Source organism: Swingsia samuiensis, from assembly GCF_006542355.1.
Taxonomy (GTDB): domain Bacteria; phylum Pseudomonadota; class Alphaproteobacteria; order Acetobacterales; family Acetobacteraceae; genus Gluconobacter; species Gluconobacter samuiensis.
Window position 1 is genome coordinate 791800 of sequence record NZ_CP038141.1, and the last position, 14610, is coordinate 806409.

14 protein-coding genes are annotated in these 14610 nt (G+C 45.9%); 3 read left to right on the forward strand and 11 right to left on the reverse strand.

Translation table 11 applies throughout. From position 1 onward, the window contains the following. Window positions 1-260 precede the first annotated feature (260 nt). The gene (locus E3D00_RS03585) at window positions 261-1298 is read left to right on the forward strand and encodes an LLM class flavin-dependent oxidoreductase (RefSeq protein ID WP_141460009.1); all 1038 of its coding nucleotides are present in this window, start codon (window positions 261-263) and stop codon (window positions 1296-1298) included. Window positions 1299-1335: 37 nt separating this feature from the next. On the opposite strand, the gene mutL is transcribed toward E3D00_RS03585, so the two are convergent. The 4 genes from mutL to ileS all read right to left on the reverse strand — a co-directional run bounded on the left by mutL (window position 1336) and on the right by ileS (window position 7198). Next, on the reverse strand, window positions 1336-3177 hold the full coding sequence (gene mutL, locus E3D00_RS03590) for a DNA mismatch repair endonuclease MutL (RefSeq protein WP_141460011.1): 1842 nt from the start codon (window positions 3175-3177) through the stop codon (window positions 1336-1338). A gap of 56 nt (window positions 3178-3233) precedes the next feature. Beyond that, a complete protein-coding gene (locus tag E3D00_RS03595) occupies window positions 3234-3758 on the reverse strand; it encodes a DUF3035 domain-containing protein (RefSeq protein WP_141460013.1) in 525 nt (174 codons plus the stop codon). Window positions 3759-3839: 81 nt separating this feature from the next. Beyond that, window positions 3840-4352 carry a signal peptidase II gene (lspA, locus tag E3D00_RS03600; RefSeq protein ID WP_141460015.1) on the reverse strand — a complete coding sequence of 171 codons (513 nt, stop codon included), beginning with the start codon at window positions 4350-4352 and terminating at the stop codon, window positions 3840-3842. Continuing rightward, a complete protein-coding gene (ileS, locus tag E3D00_RS03605) occupies window positions 4352-7198 on the reverse strand; it encodes an isoleucine--tRNA ligase (RefSeq protein ID WP_141460017.1) in 2847 nt (948 codons plus the stop codon). The genes lspA and ileS overlap by 1 nt, the downstream gene beginning before the upstream one ends. Before the next feature lie 255 nt (window positions 7199-7453). On the opposite strand from ileS, the gene E3D00_RS03610 reads away from it, so the two are divergent. After that, window positions 7454-8233 (forward strand): glycosyltransferase family 25 protein, encoded by a 780-nt coding sequence (locus E3D00_RS03610; protein WP_141460019.1) that lies wholly within the window; start codon window positions 7454-7456, stop codon window positions 8231-8233. A gap of 12 nt (window positions 8234-8245) precedes the next feature. Then, the gene (locus E3D00_RS03615; RefSeq protein ID WP_141460021.1) at window positions 8246-8968 is read left to right on the forward strand and encodes a tetratricopeptide repeat protein; all 723 of its coding nucleotides are present in this window, start codon (window positions 8246-8248) and stop codon (window positions 8966-8968) included. A 10-nt stretch (window positions 8969-8978) separates the two neighbouring features. Here E3D00_RS03615 and E3D00_RS03620 read toward each other — a convergent pair whose 3' ends face one another. From E3D00_RS03620 to E3D00_RS03650, 7 genes are all read right to left on the reverse strand, one after another. After that, window positions 8979-9905 (reverse strand): bifunctional riboflavin kinase/FAD synthetase, encoded by a 927-nt coding sequence (locus E3D00_RS03620; protein ID WP_408909354.1) that lies wholly within the window; start codon window positions 9903-9905, stop codon window positions 8979-8981. Beyond that, a complete protein-coding gene (gene mtnC / locus E3D00_RS03625) occupies window positions 9902-10582 on the reverse strand; it encodes an acireductone synthase (protein WP_141460023.1) in 681 nt (226 codons plus the stop codon). Before mtnC ends, E3D00_RS03620 begins: the two co-directional genes overlap by 4 nt. Window positions 10583-10617: 35 nt before the next feature. After that, on the reverse strand, window positions 10618-11160 hold the full coding sequence (locus E3D00_RS03630) for a 1,2-dihydroxy-3-keto-5-methylthiopentene dioxygenase (RefSeq protein ID WP_141460025.1): 543 nt from the start codon (window positions 11158-11160) through the stop codon (window positions 10618-10620). Between the two features lie 2 nt (window positions 11161-11162). Further along, window positions 11163-11789 (reverse strand): methylthioribulose 1-phosphate dehydratase, encoded by a 627-nt coding sequence (locus E3D00_RS03635; RefSeq protein ID WP_141460027.1) that lies wholly within the window; start codon window positions 11787-11789, stop codon window positions 11163-11165. Beyond that, window positions 11789-12055 (reverse strand): twin-arginine translocase TatA/TatE family subunit, encoded by a 267-nt coding sequence (locus E3D00_RS03640; RefSeq protein ID WP_141460029.1) that lies wholly within the window; start codon window positions 12053-12055, stop codon window positions 11789-11791. Before E3D00_RS03640 ends, E3D00_RS03635 begins: the two co-directional genes overlap by 1 nt. Before the next feature lie 194 nt (window positions 12056-12249). Further along, the gene (gene aroE / locus E3D00_RS03645; protein ID WP_141460031.1) at window positions 12250-13101 is read right to left on the reverse strand and encodes a shikimate dehydrogenase; all 852 of its coding nucleotides are present in this window, start codon (window positions 13099-13101) and stop codon (window positions 12250-12252) included. 40 nt (window positions 13102-13141) lie between these two features. After that, entirely contained in the window at window positions 13142-14608 is a 1467-nt protein-coding gene (locus E3D00_RS03650; protein WP_141460033.1) for a carbohydrate porin, read from the reverse strand. Window positions 14609-14610: the final 2 nt, after the last annotated feature.

Consider the following 14610-nt stretch of genomic DNA (forward strand, 5'->3'; position numbering starts at 1 on the left):
ATTTTTTCCGGTTATTTATCAACAAATAATAGATATCTTTCGAAAATGTGATGCAAAATTAAACACCTTGATTTTAATTTTTCGAACCATGAAAGGCCGGAACTCCGAGATTATCACTCCGATACACCGCCATAAAAATTTCACACTTCCATCTCCATACGAAAAATACGCTGGAGTCTTCTCCTCTTTTATCTCACCCCTTGTCTAACAATATATCTTTGAGAAAACTTTCATCGAAATCATCCTAAACAGGAGGTTTTATGGCTCAACTGGAATTTGGGATTGATACGTTTGGCGATGTTACTGCCTCTCCTCAATCAGGAGAAACTCTGTCCCAAGCCCAAGTTATTCGAAATGTCGTTGCTGAGGCTGAACTAGCAGATCAGCTTGGGATTAATTTTTTTGGCATTGGGGAGCACCACCGTCCTGACTTTGCTGTATCAAGCCCTGAAGTTATTTTAGGAGCCATTGCTGCCAAAACCAAAAATATTCGCCTCGGATCTGCTGTCACAGTTTTAAGTTCAGATGACCCTATTCGGGTCTTTCAACGCTTTTCAACCTTAGATGCGATCTCCAACGGACGCGCTGAAGTTATTCTTGGGCGAGGGTCTTTTATCGAATCCTTCCCTCTTTTTGGTTATGACCTTAATAACTACGAAGAGTTATTTGAACAAAAACTCGAACTCTATTCTGAAATTGTTAATCATGACGTCGTAACTTGGAGTGGCAATTGGCGCCCTCCTCTTCATAACCAGAAAATATTCCCTCCCATTGAACATGGACATTTAAAAACATGGATCGGGGTCGGTGGCAGCCCTCAATCCATCGCACGCACGGTTCGTTATGACATGAACCTCATGCTTGCCATTATTGGAGGAAATCCAGAGCGTTTCTTGCCTTATGTAGAACTTTACCGAAAGCTATCCGCCCAATCAAACAAACCAGTACGTGAGATCGGCGTCCACTCCCCTGGCTATATTGCCGAAACAGACACAGAGGCCCGCAAACAACTCTTCCCTTCTTTTAAAAGGATACGAGATAAAATTGGCGCCGAAAGAGGTTGGCCACCCGCGACAGAAGAAGATTTTGTTCATGAAATAGAACATGGTTCTTTATATGCTGGCTCTCCGGAAACCGTGGCCAACAAAATTGTAAAAACCGTAAAAACCCTTGGGCTTTCACGGTTCCAAATGAAGTACTCCAGCGGGAGTAACTCTCATGAGAATATGCTCAAAAGCATTCATTTATACGCCACAAAAGTGATTCCACTTGTTCAGAAACAACTAAACCACTCATAGAGCTTCTCGCGAACACCTTCTAAAAAGGGTGTTCGCGTTATTTCACGCGTCCAAAAAGCTTTTCAATTTCATTGCGTGTCAGTTTCAGCCATGTAGGCCGCCCGTGCGAGCATGTATTGGCGCGAGGCGTACGCTCCATATCTCTTAACAACGCATCCATTTCTTCTGGCTTTAAACGCCGTCCTGCCCGAATACTGCCATGACACGCCATGCGTGCAATAATCGCATCCAGATGATGGGCAAAACTATCTGTATCCTGAGCCGCCAACTCTGGATCATTCGCAAGCTCATCAGCAATATCACGCACCAATGCCTGCACATCTTTCGTGCCCAACAACGCAGGTACTGAGCGCAAAACCAAACTTCCTGCACCAAACTCCTCCAGATCCATCCCAAGTTTGGAGAGGTCATTCTTGCGAGACAAAAGAGCTTGAGCCTCACGTGGAGGCATATCAATCACTTCTGGCAATAAAAGCGCCTGAGATTTTAACTGCCCTGATGCATATTGCTCTTTCAATCGCTCATGCGTCAGTCGTTCGTGAGCAGCATGCTGATCCACTAAAACCAAATCCCCATCAGGGGCGACCGCTATGATATATGTATCAAAAAACTGAGCTATTGACGCCCCAAGAGGAAACTCAGGCCCAATCTCTTCAGGAAGCGTTTGAGGCTTTCGAGCCGATGGTTCAAACCCGACGTCCCGTTCAAAAAACCCCGTTTCTTTCTGTATGGAGCCTTCATGTCCATTCTTTTGCACTTCTTTGCCTGAAAAACTCCTTTCAGGAAGAAAGGCAGATGGAGAAGATGCTCCCCTCTCTCTAACCGGATACGCAATTGATGGGCGGGATGTCCGTGCGGAAAGCTGCGCATAAATCCCACCGCCTCCTTCAGACCCATGCCCTAAAGCACGTCCTAACCCACCAATCACGAGTGACCTTATCTCGGTTTCATCTGCAAACCGTAGTTCTGTCTTTGCTGGATGAACATTCACATCCAAACGTTCTAACGGAACATGCAAATGAAGGGCCACAACAGGAAAGCGCCCACGCTCAATAACAGGACGATACGCTACCCGAATAGCTGTTTTCAGAACTGGGTCCGTCACCGCCCGGTTGTTCACCAAAATAAACTGTCCAGAACCCGTCGCTTTTGTTTTAGCAGGCCCACACACAAAACCGGCCAAACGGACATGCCCTCTTTGCTCATCAAGAGGAATCAGTTCATCAGCAGCAACATCTAGCACAGATGCAGCGCGCGCAAGAGGGCTTTGGGCCGGCACATCTAAAACAAGTTTATCATCAAACGTAACATGCATCGCACAATGAGGCGCACATAGCGCCAAACGACGCATCACAGCTTCCGCATGGCTATTCTCAATGCGTGGTGTTTTTAAAAACTTACGCCGCGCCGGTGTCGCAAAAAACAAATCCGTTACAAGAATACGCGTCCCAATCGGCCCCGCAGCAGGTTGAGGAGAAGTAACGACACCCCCTTCTACGCGTATCCGCCACGCTGTATCTGCATCCGATGTCCGAGACGTAATCGCTAGGCGAGCACTTGCTCCAATTGAAGGAAGAGCCTCCCCCCGGAATCCAAGAGTGCGGATTTGAACCAAACGATCATCTTGAAGCTTTGACGTACAATGACGCTCAACCGCAAGAGCCAACTCCTCTGGTGTCATGCCATAGCCATTATCTATGACATCAATACGGTCAGCTCCACCGGCTTTTAAATTTACTGAAATGCGTGTTGCGCCCGCGTCTATCGCGTTTTCAACCAGCTCTTTAAGGGCAGCCGCTGGTCTTTCTATCACTTCACCAGCAGCAATCAGATCAACCACATGATCTGATAACCGACGAATAACAGGGCGCTGTATCACAAATAAAAAAAGATATTTTAAGGGAAATATTTCACTCCCCTTAAAAATCCGTCCTCTTATTTCTTTACGGTTGGGGTTGCCCCCACGGTTGGATTTCGTCCCAACGCTGAGTTTTCCCGTATTCTGCGATTTTCTGCATCGCCATCAACAACTGAACCTGCTTTGCCGCCCTGCCAGAACATTAAATTATCGACAAAACCTGCATCTGCATTCCCAAGCTCAGCATTATTAGGCGCTGTAGACGCTTGATCAACCTCATTCGCCAGTGCTGCTTGCCCGCTACTATTTTGCGCAGAAGCAGAGTGCAGGGCTGTTTCAGGAGACAATGTCTCAAGCGCTTGCATACGCGGGCTCTCATCAGGACGATGAGCATCCGATGCGCCCGGAAGCTGCATTTTTTCTGACGGGGGCATAGATAACGGTGCACGTGTGGTGACCGTATATTCATCTGGCATCGAACGTTCCATACCAAATGCACGCTCAACATCGCTTCCCGAACATCCGGAAAGCATCAAAGAAACAGAAGCCACCGCTCCTATCTGGACGCCCAAACGAACAACAAAAAGACGACTAAGGTGCATTGATATTATGCCTCGGGAAGCGATTACGATGATGTATAGTCCTACAAGCACTGTTATTGTAGAGCAAGCGCATTAAACAAATCAACGTGTTGTTTCATGGCGCGCCTGACGTTCTGCCAAAAGAGAATCAATCATCCACACAGCAACGCCACACACAATACCAGAATCTGCTACATTAAATACATACCATGACCAACCGAAGGCATGAGCATGTAAAAAATCTACAACAGCCCCGTATCTTAAACGATCAATAACATTTCCTATAGCACCTCCGGCAATGGCCCCAGCTGATGCTGCAATCAAGGTTCGTGGTGTTCTCGCTATAACCCATATTAAAACGAGCACTGCCAAAAGAGAAATAATACAGAAAACCCACGGTCCTTTTGCCCCAAGGCCGCCAAACATCCCAAAAGTTACGGCATGGTTCCACACCATCGTAAAGTTCAAGAATGGCAGAATCTGAACAGACCCTCGCTCTGGCAAATGATAGCTATACAAAATCCAATTTTTGCTGATTTGGTCCAAAACAAGAACCAAAATCAGCAAAGACAGACCCAGAATAACACGCCTTTTCTGGCCTACTGAACGAGACATCAAGCACTTACCACGTTAACGCAACGAAGACACAATGCCGGATGTTCTTTATTTTCACCGACCTCAGGCAAAACCTTCCAGCAACGCGCACATTTATGCCCAGCCGCCCGCTCTACCGTAGGGCCACCATGACGTGTCTCTCCCGGTAGAAGTTCGACCTCGGCATGAGACGTAATCAACAACTCTGCCCAATCGAAACCACCAAGCTTTTCAGCCTCTTCTTGAGAGAAAGGCAAAGTCACGTCAGCTTCTAGGGAAGAGCCAATAATACCTTCTCGACGCGCCGTTTCCAACTCCGTCGTTACAATCCGACGATAGGCACGAATATCTTCCCACAGCTCACCTAATTCTGGCTTATTCCACGCTGCGTCTGGTTCAAAAAATGGTTCAAGATGAACGCTTGTTTCCTCTCCAAACCGGGCTTGCCATGCTTCTTCTGCTGTAAAGACAAGAACAGGAGCAAGCCACGTGCACAGAGCGCGTTGTAAAATATCCAAGACTGTCCGTGCCGCACGGCGCGTCATATCCGAAGGTGCGTCGCAATAAATCGCATCTTTACGAATATCAAAGTAAAAAGCGGACAGATCTGTCGTACAAAAACCGTGCAAAGCTGGATAAACACCGACCCATTCATGGGTTTCCACAGCCTCTGCAATCAATGCACGCAATTCCGTTAAACGATGTAAGATATATTGCTCTAGCGGAGGCATATCTTCATAGGACACAGCTTCTTCTGGCGTATAGCTATCCAACGCACCTAAAAGCCAGCGCAAAGTATTTCTTAAACGTCGGTACAACTCACCTTGCTGTTTAAGGATCTCATGCCCAATACGCAGATCTTCATTCGTATCGGAGTTCAAAACCCACAACCGCAAAATATCCGCACCGAGCTTATCTGTTACATCCGTTGGGGAAATAACGTTTCCTAAAGACTTGGACATTTTTCGTCCTTGCTCATCAAGAACAAAGCCGTTTGTCACAATCGCCTTATAAGGTGCACATCCTTGGGTCCCGACGCTTTCTAATAATGAAGACTGGAACCAACCACGATGTTGATCTGAACCTTCCAGATACAGATCTGCCGGGAAGCTCAACCCTTCTTGACCTAATACGAACTGGTGAGAGGCACCGGATTCAAACCAGACGTCTACAATATCAAAGACCTGTTCATAATCATCTGGATTACGCTCTGGGCCCAAGAAAACAGCTGGATCTGTATTATACCACGCATCCGCACCTTTTTCTTTAAAGGCATCGACCACGCGCTGCATTACATCAGCATCTCTCAGAACTTCACCCGTTCTTTTCTCTACGAAAATGGCGATTGGAACGCCCCATGCACGCTGACGGGAAATGCACCAATCTGGTCTTTGCTCCACCATGGACGTTAAACGACGGCGCGATGATTCAGGAACAAAGGTTACGTCATGCAGCGCATTTAAAGAGGCTTCACGCAGCTCCGTTGCACCATCCATGCCGATGAACCATTGCGGTGTAGCACGGAAAATGATCGGTGCTTTTGAACGCCATGAATGTGGATAAGAGTGGTTTATCTTTCCACGCCCCATCAGACCAATCGCTGGCTCACCTGCAGCCTCTGCTCTTTGACGCGCCTCCGTTAATAAATCACTAACAGGTTCAGCCGCCTTAAAAACATGGAGCCCTTCCAAGTGAGGAACCCAAGGGGCATAACGCCCATCTCCTTGGACCAACTCTGTTACTTCAATGCCATGCTGACGGCATGTTACAAAGTCATCCTGGCCATGAGCAGGAGCCATATGAACTAGGCCCGTACCGACCTCTGTTGTTACGAACTCACCCGGCAGCATTGGAACATCATAATCATAGCCATTTCCACGCAAAGGATGCGCAAAGACAGCCCCCTCTAACGCTTTTCCTGGCAACGTATACAGCACATGAGACCCGCTGATACCGACTTCTTTTGAGAAGGTTTCAACCAAATCTTCTGCTATTAATAAACGCGCACCTTGAGGGACGAGGCTTTCTTCTGTCGTTTCATCTACCCGCAAAACAACATATGTAATATCTGGGCCGTACGCTAAAGCGCGGTTGGCTGGGATGGTCCAAGGTGTTGTCGTCCAGATCACAGCCGAGACACCTTTAAGGGCTTGTCCGGGTGTTGGATCCTTCACGGCTGGAAACGCAACAAACAACGTGGTTGAATCAATATCGTGATATTCAATTTCTGCTTCTGCGAGAGCCGTTTTCTCAACAGGGCTCCACATAACAGGCCTTAGGCCACGATAAAGGCTTCCATCCAGTAGAAAACGACCAATTTCTTCAACAATTTTCGCTTCTGAACTGAAATCCATAGTAACATATCGGTTCTCCCATTCCGCTTGGATCCCGATACGCTTAAAGCCTTCAGCTTGGTTGCCCACCCACTCTGCGGCATATTGCCGGCACTCTTCGCGAAATTGTAAAACAGGAACGGTATCTTTATCTTTCCCGGCTTTCCGATACTGTTCCTCAATCCGCCATTCAATCGGCAGACCATGACAATCCCATCCGGGCAAATATCGCACTTCAAAACCAGACATACGATGTGCACGGTTAATAACGTCTTTCATCACCTTATTAAGAGCATGCCCGATGTGAATATGCCCATTCGCGTATGGAGGGCCGTCATGCAAAGTGAAAACAGGGCGCCCCTTACCTGCTTCACGAATTTTGCCATCCAGATCCATTTCCGCCCAATGCTGCAGAATTTCAGGCTCACGCTTTGGCAAACCTCCTCGCATCGGAAAACTTGTACGGGGAAGAAAAACGGTATCGCGATAACGATCCTGTTGTTCTTTAAAATTCATATCGGACTTATCGGACATGGGGCGACCAACTTTAGACATTCATAAAAGAGTGTTCATATGGAGATGACGGCATCATAAGGTCAAGAGTACAAACGCTTTCTCTTATATTTTATACAAAAATCACGTCTTTTTTTGCTTTCTCCAAAGGCATTATTTTTGACACATTAAAATTATATAAACACATAATCATGTTTTTTATTTCTTACATTTAATAAAATACGCTAAAGAGAAGATAACGGTAATAATTCTTAATTGCAGAATGTCTTTCATAACATGAAAAGTTTTGTCATAAATTTAGAGAGAGACTCTCAAAGACTCGCTCACTTTCACAAGCAAAATGCAGACTGTGACCTAAAGCCTGAGCGTTTCCCTGCGTTTGATGGGAGTACCTTATCTCGCAACGAACTTATTCAAAACGGTATCATAACAGAAGAAAACACATATTCTCCCACTGCTCTAGGCTGCATGATGTCTCATCTCACTCTCTGGAGGCGAGCCATTGAAGAACAAGACTCTATTACCATTTTTGAAGATGACGCTATTCTTCATCAAAACTTTTTATCTCTCGCACAAAATACTTTACGCCAACGCCCAGACTTTGATCTCATTTTTTGGGGATGTAATACTGATTGGCCGTTCCAAATTCAGCTTAATCGTGGTTTTCCTCCAACCACCTTATTTCATGGGACAGAACAAAGCTCTTTTGACCCAACTGAGCCTCTCTCAGGAAACGTTACCCTCGCCTCTCTCACTCAGTGTGCAGGGGCCTGTTCTTACACAATATCTCCTAAAGGCGCGGAGGCTTTATTAAGCCGTTTCCTTCCGAATGGGAATGACCCGGCAACCTTACGTTATTTCCAAAACGGCCTTGGCACTGAACACATTACTATTCCGTGGCACAACCATGGTGTCGATGTTGGAATGTCTCGTATTTTACCCTCGCTTGATGCCTATATTTGCTTGCCCTTCCTCGCAGCATCAAAAAATGATTGGAGTATTTCCAACTTTAAACGTGTTGGGCACAGCTTACATGTCATTGAACCAGAGACTTAATATTAGGCAGTAATGTCCCTCACCCCCCTACCTCCAGCCATTGAAGAAATTCATCAAAAAGCCCTCAAAGGTCATCTGCTTGAAATCGTTCAATGGGGACAAATTCTTCTAAAAAGCGTCCATGTGCCCCCCAATCCATCAGAAGCATTTGCATGGTTTAAAATTGCTTCGGATGCGGGCTTTGGGCCTGGCCAAAACATGCTCGGCCGATGCTTTCAGTTTGGCTGGGGCTGTCATAAAGATCTTCTCCAAGCAGCCTCTCTTTATGAAAAAGCAGCTCAAACCGGGTATGAGTGGGGCCGATATAATTTGGGCATTCTCATTATGAGAGGAATGGGACAACCTCAAAATTTACCAAAAGCGTTTGATCTCTTTCGTATTGCAGCACAAAACGGACATGCAAAATCCATGAACCTCTACGCACGCTTCCTAGAGGAAGGGTGGGGTACCGTTCAAAACACATCAGATGCTTTAATATGGTATCGCAAATCCGCAGAAAACGGAGATTATCGAGGGCAACACAATTATGCTACGGCACTTGTTGATAAAGGGAAGATTGACGAAGCATTGGATTGGTGGCGCAAAGCTATTCTAACTGCAACCTCAGACATTCTCTTAGCCATGCACAGGCAAATTACAGCCCTTCATGACGATAAAGACCCAGATTTACTTGCTCATGTTGAAGAACGCTTAAAAGAAATGGGAATACGCCCTCCCCATCCTCCACCCCCCTAAAATGAAGGTCTTATCGCGCTAAAATCTGACGTGCTTGCTGAGCATCAACCGCAATTTGCTCTTTCAACTCATCCAACCCTGAAAAACGTTTTTCTTCACGCAGCAAGGCAATCAAGGCCACACTCAAAGTCTGGCCATAAAGATCTTCATCAAAATCAAACAAATGAACCTCTAGCCGGCTTTCTTTGCCATCATTAATGGTGGGGCGACGCCCAACATTGGCAACGCCCGGCAGGATACGACCATCCGGTAAAGTAATCCTTACCGCATACGCGCCGCGTGCAGGCTCAAGCTGTTCTCCCAATGGAATGTTAGCTGTAGGAAAACCTAACAGTCTTCCCCTTTGATCCCCTTTGACAACAGGACCAACAATCGACCAAGGGCGGCCCAACTCTTGCATTGCTTTTTCTGGATAACCTTCTTGCAGCCACCGACGAATACGACTGGATGAGATAGGCCCACCCTCATCCATCAAAGGAGACACACATGTCATACCGACCTCATGCCTTGTCAAAAGTTTTTCTAAATAATCCGTATTTCCTACCCGACGATGGCCAAAAGCAAAATCTGCACCACATGCGATATGCACGATACCTAGCCGACGGAGTAAAATATCTTCGACAAACTCTTCAGCACTCAAATGAGAAAACTGTTCATCAAATGGTATTTGAAAAACATGTTTAACACCATTTTCGGCCAGTATTTTTGTTCGAACAGAAGGCAGCATCAAACGAAAATTAGGATCTTGAGGGCGAAACAACTGCCGGGGATGAGGATTAAACGTCACCACCGATAATGGTCGATCCGGCCGTGCTGCTGCCAATGCGCGCAATAAATGCACATGCCCTTGATGCACACCGTCAAAATTGCCTAAGGCCGCCACAGTTCCCCGAGCCGTCTCTGGTATATTTTTCCAATCTGTGTGCAGCTCAATCATGCGTCGAGATCAAACTCTTGAGCAACGTCATACAAATCCAACGCCTGCTTCACACCGCCCAGAGGAACAGTCCCATCCTGAGGACGGACCAACTGACACACTTGAAAACCTGCCTTTTGAGCCGCCTCAAGCTCTGCCCCTATATCAGAAAGAAACAAGATTTCAGCCGGCTTCAACTGAGAAGCTTGAGCAATTTTTGTATAAGATTCCTGTTCTTTTTTTGAACCTGTCGAAAGATCAAAAAAATCATCAAATAAGGATGTAATATCACCTTGTTCTGTATGAGAGTATAATAATTTCTGTGACGCGATTGATCCAGACGAATAAATGGACAACCTCAATCCCGCCTCAGACCATTTTTTCAGAACTGGCACAACATCCGGATACAAACTGGCTCGCAAAGCCCCATCTTCAAAGCCTTTTTTCCAAGCAATACCTTGAAGTGTCTTTAAAGGTGCGGCCTTTTCATCTTTTTCCATCCACTCCTGACAAACCGTTAAAGGATCCTTGTCAGGATATGCCACCACAATATCCGCCCGCGCTCCTACCACCTGCGGATTAGCATGATCCTCAATAACAGCCGGAAGCGCCTTTGCCGCGTATGGAAACATCACATCCCGTACAAACGAAATAGGGAGTGTAGTCCCCTCAATATCAAGCAAAACAAGACGGATCATATGACTCTCTATAAAATATCAAATCAAATTAAGCATTAAAAGTTAGATGCAAAACGATCAGCGATTGTATCGCCAGTATATTGAGCAATCCACCCTGTTTTATCCGTAAAAACACGAAGAGCAACAACATCAGGGGATAACCCTGCGTCAAACCAATGCGGCACCCCTGCTGGCACAGAAATCAAATCACCCGCAGTACACAAAACAGAATATACCCTCCCTCGTAAATGAAGTACGAAGAGGCCCTCCCCATGCACAAAAAAACGAACTTCGTCTTCACTGTGCGTATGCTCTGACAGAAATTTTTTACGTAACTCCGATAAGTTGGGAGTATCTGCGTTGATGCATACAACATCGGCACTCCCGGCGCCTGTTTCTCCCATCAACGTGTCCAGATAAGGCTGGTAGACCCTCAAAACCTCATCTGGTGAAGCATTTTTTTCAGGCGTGACGGGAGAGGACCATCGTTCAAATCGGATATGATAGGGTTTTAAAATTTCAGCAATTTCTCCAGGAGAAGAAACATCTATTAAAACCTGCTCAGGATTATCATCGCGATATACTGTTAAGCGGCTCATTATTAACGCGCCTTTTGTAAACTGGCCAACTGACACGCAAGCAAAAACTCAAGACCTTCCAAACGCGCCAATGCCGTGAACATGTCCTTGCCCCATACATACACACCATGCCCACGAATAAGGTACCCCATTGTCATAGACTCAAGGTGAGGAGCAACCTTTGTTGCAAGGCGCGCAATATCTTGATCATTTTCAAACAAAGGAAGTGTGAGACTCGTTTCGTGCGTGGTCTGCCCTTCAAACACCTTCAGGACTTCATAGCCCTCCAATGTCAGAGCATTTGACTTCTCTTCCATCGACAACACAGTGGCTGCAACAGAATGTCCATGCAAAACAGCCCCAATAGACGCATCATGGGCGTAAAGCTGTGTGTGCAGCAAAGTCTCAGCGCTTGCTTTTGTCCCAGAAACAAGAGGCTCCCCTGATGGGGTTACCTCTATCACATCACGCTCGGTTAAAAAGCCTTTATGGCCGCCTGAGCGCGTAATGGCGATGCGACCATCCTTCAGACGGCAAGAGAGATTTCCAGCAGTTGCTGGAACCCATCCTCTTTGATCCATTCTGTGGCCTGCTCGTACAATATGATGGCAGGCATCAGACCACGCCGCATCTAATTCAGTTTTATACATCAAACCTGAGAGCGATGAGTATCGTTGCTTGAAGAGTTTGTCGTCTGATTATAATTAGGAGACGACTGATTCGGAGGAGAAATATGGCCTGATGGCTGGCTCGAATCATGCGATGACATATTTTCATCATCCGCCATATTCTTCTTGAAAGATTTAATGCCTTTCGCAAAATCTCCCATCAAACCACTGATTTTACCGCCGCCGCCAAACACGACAAGCAGAACAACCGCCAAAATCAACCAGTGAACGGGGCTCATGCTGCCCATAGTGTCATACTCCGAAAACTATCAAGCCTTTCATGTGGCGAGCCTTACCTTTATGTGCAAGCACTTTTAGGTTCGACCACCCTCATTAAAAGCTATTCACTCTATATAACAACTTTATAAACTACTCTCTTCCCTTTAGCCAGAAAAGGTAAGAACAAGCCATTCAATTTATTTTCGAATGGCTTGAAAGGGTTTTAGGCCTCAAAAATGTCACGTAATGTTTTGGTCATCACGTCAGCATCCAACATTTTACCTAGCCAGATATTAACACCTATTCTGCCTTGGTTAACAAGCATACCCAAACCATTTAAGGTCTTACATCCACGCTCTTCCGCTTTACGGAGAAAGTGTGTTTTAGGCGGATTAGGAATAACATCCGCCACAATGACTTCTTTCCTTAGGCTCTCAAAGTCCACAGGTGGCAATGCTTCTGCATCTCCAAACCCAATGGGCGTTGCATTAATCAAAATATCTATATCCTGAGGGATTTTATAATCACCTGACCATTCAAGCCCCTCACTTTCACAGTCCGTATTGTCATTAATAATTTTTGCAATTTCTTTCGCTTTTTCAACTTTACGATTTACGATTGTAATTTTCTTAGCACCAGCAAGAGCTGTTTCAACCGCAATAGCACGCGCAGCTCCACCTGCACCCAAAATAAGAACATTCTTTCCTGACGGGTCTGTCACCGTTTTCAAAGACTCTAAAAAGCCCTTTCCATCCGTATTATGCCCTATCAAACGGCCGTCCTTAATCGCAGTACAATTTACGGCACCAATTAATCGTGCAGATTCAGCCAATTCATCCAAATGCTCAAGAATAGCGACCTTATGAGGAATAGAGCAATTAAACCCCACCCATCCCATAGCGACCGCCCCTTTAATCGCATTGCCAAGACGTTCCGCTGGAACATCACAGTTAATATAACGTGCATTTAAGCCAGTGGCTTTATACCCCGCCTCTATCATCGCAACCGTTGGATTGCCTTTTGAGGGTGAAGAAAAAGATCCTGTTAGAATACTTAGAAAACTACGTTCACTCATGTGAAATATCCTATGTGTAGATTTTAGCTGAATTCTCGGCTTAAAACGAAACCGTAAATTGCCCACCCATGATAAAGGCGTCCTTGAACTTAGTCGTTGCGCCTGGATGTTCAAGATATTGTAAATCACCTTGCAGTGAGGCAGCCTTCATTAAGTGAATACTATAAAACGCTTCATAAACATTTTCCCAGTTCTGAACTCCGTACACAGGCCCCCACTGATTGGATAAAAATGGCTGTCCCAACATCAAGGAAGATTGCTGTTGCAAGGATACACTGCGGCTCATCTGCATATGCTGAAGCATAATCCCCGCCTGATCTCCGGGCCGATGCCAAGGCGTTCCACTTTCAACCATACCAATCCACTCATGATCGCTCATGGCGCTGATCTTACCTGAGGAATATCCCACTCCACCTAATAGAATCAGCCCGTTTGTCAGCCCTTCTCCGTTCCGAATCAACATCTGGTCGAACATAAACCAAGCTGTTTTCATCCCACTCAATTGCTGAGGCTGTAACCCGCTTACCTGATATGAATTTCCTTGCGCATCATGATACAACGACGGATAATGTGAGCTGTCATACCATCCACCAATTTTATAATTTCCACGCAGCTTATGCCGGCCAAATTCTGGCATCCAGCCAATTTCCACTTGTGTCGACATGCGTTTAAGAGACATCCCATCTTGAGCCATCGCCCAACCGGATATTCCACCATTATAGTTATGAGGAGAAACAACGAATGACCCAACTGTAATATAGGTTTGAAGAGTTGGTCGAAACCTTAATACAGCTCCCAAATTCCCTGATGGCCAATCTCTTCCACCTGCATTATATTTACCCGGAGCAAAATTACTGCACATCGATACGTTCATAAAAGAACAAGACAAATAATCGTACGCAAAGAAACTACCGGTCGGAATATCACCGAAAGATAAAATAATCCGATCTTTTAAAAAGGCTTTATCTGCATACAAATCCACTAAGTGAGCAACAACATTTCCACGTGCTCCATAAATCTGCTCTGGGTTCGTAACAGAATCACCCAATGTATGGCTAAAACTCCGGCCGTTTCCATTCACAACCAACATATGCGTCCATAACCCTTGGACACCCGCTAGTTTTTGCCAGTCAACATCGATCTCACCAGCAACTTGTCCGGACGCAACATTGTCGCGCGTACGTCCGCCGGTCAGATTGCCCATGTATTCTTGATTAAATGTTAAATTAACGAAAATACCTCGCTTTTCCAACCAAGGCCTTACCCCTCCCCAGTTTCCAAAAAGATGTGGGCCGCCATATAATGTCGGAATAACCGGACCAACTTGATACTGCCCACTCCCTTGCATAGGAAAAGCATGTGCCTGATAAAGGCGCGGTGTATACAAATCACGTGATATTTCAGCTTGAGCGTACGCCCTATTGGGAATGGTCATGTAAAAAATACACACAACCATCCCTAAAATCGTAACCACCCACTCTCGAACGGGTAGCTTTAAACAAAGCATGC

Excerpts from the sequence above, each read along its gene's own strand:
- E3D00_RS03585 (WP_141460009.1), top strand. The coding sequence starts at position 261 with ATGGCTCAACTGGAATTTGGGATTGATACGTTTGGCGATGTTACTGCC.
- E3D00_RS03595 (WP_141460013.1), bottom strand. The coding sequence starts at position 3,758 with ATGCACCTTAGTCGTCTTTTTGTTGTTCGTTTGGGCGTCCAGATAGGA.
- lspA (WP_141460015.1), bottom strand. The coding sequence starts at position 4,352 with ATGTCTCGTTCAGTAGGCCAGAAAAGGCGTGTTATTCTGGGTCTGTCT.
- ileS (WP_141460017.1), bottom strand. The coding sequence starts at position 7,198 with ATGTCCGATAAGTCCGATATGAATTTTAAAGAACAACAGGATCGTTAT.
- E3D00_RS03610 (WP_141460019.1), top strand. The coding sequence starts at position 7,454 with ATGAAAAGTTTTGTCATAAATTTAGAGAGAGACTCTCAAAGACTCGCT.
- E3D00_RS03615 (WP_141460021.1), top strand. The coding sequence starts at position 8,246 with ATGTCCCTCACCCCCCTACCTCCAGCCATTGAAGAAATTCATCAAAAA.
- E3D00_RS03620 (WP_408909354.1), bottom strand. The coding sequence starts at position 9,905 with ATGATTGAGCTGCACACAGATTGGAAAAATATACCAGAGACGGCTCGG.
- mtnC (WP_141460023.1), bottom strand. The coding sequence starts at position 10,582 with ATGATCCGTCTTGTTTTGCTTGATATTGAGGGGACTACACTCCCTATT.
- E3D00_RS03630 (WP_141460025.1), bottom strand. The coding sequence starts at position 11,160 with ATGAGCCGCTTAACAGTATATCGCGATGATAATCCTGAGCAGGTTTTA.
- E3D00_RS03635 (WP_141460027.1), bottom strand. The coding sequence starts at position 11,789 with ATGTATAAAACTGAATTAGATGCGGCGTGGTCTGATGCCTGCCATCAT.
- E3D00_RS03640 (WP_141460029.1), bottom strand. The coding sequence starts at position 12,055 with ATGGGCAGCATGAGCCCCGTTCACTGGTTGATTTTGGCGGTTGTTCTG.
- aroE (WP_141460031.1), bottom strand. The coding sequence starts at position 13,101 with ATGAGTGAACGTAGTTTTCTAAGTATTCTAACAGGATCTTTTTCTTCA.
- E3D00_RS03650 (WP_141460033.1), bottom strand. The coding sequence starts at position 14,608 with ATGCTTTGTTTAAAGCTACCCGTTCGAGAGTGGGTGGTTACGATTTTA.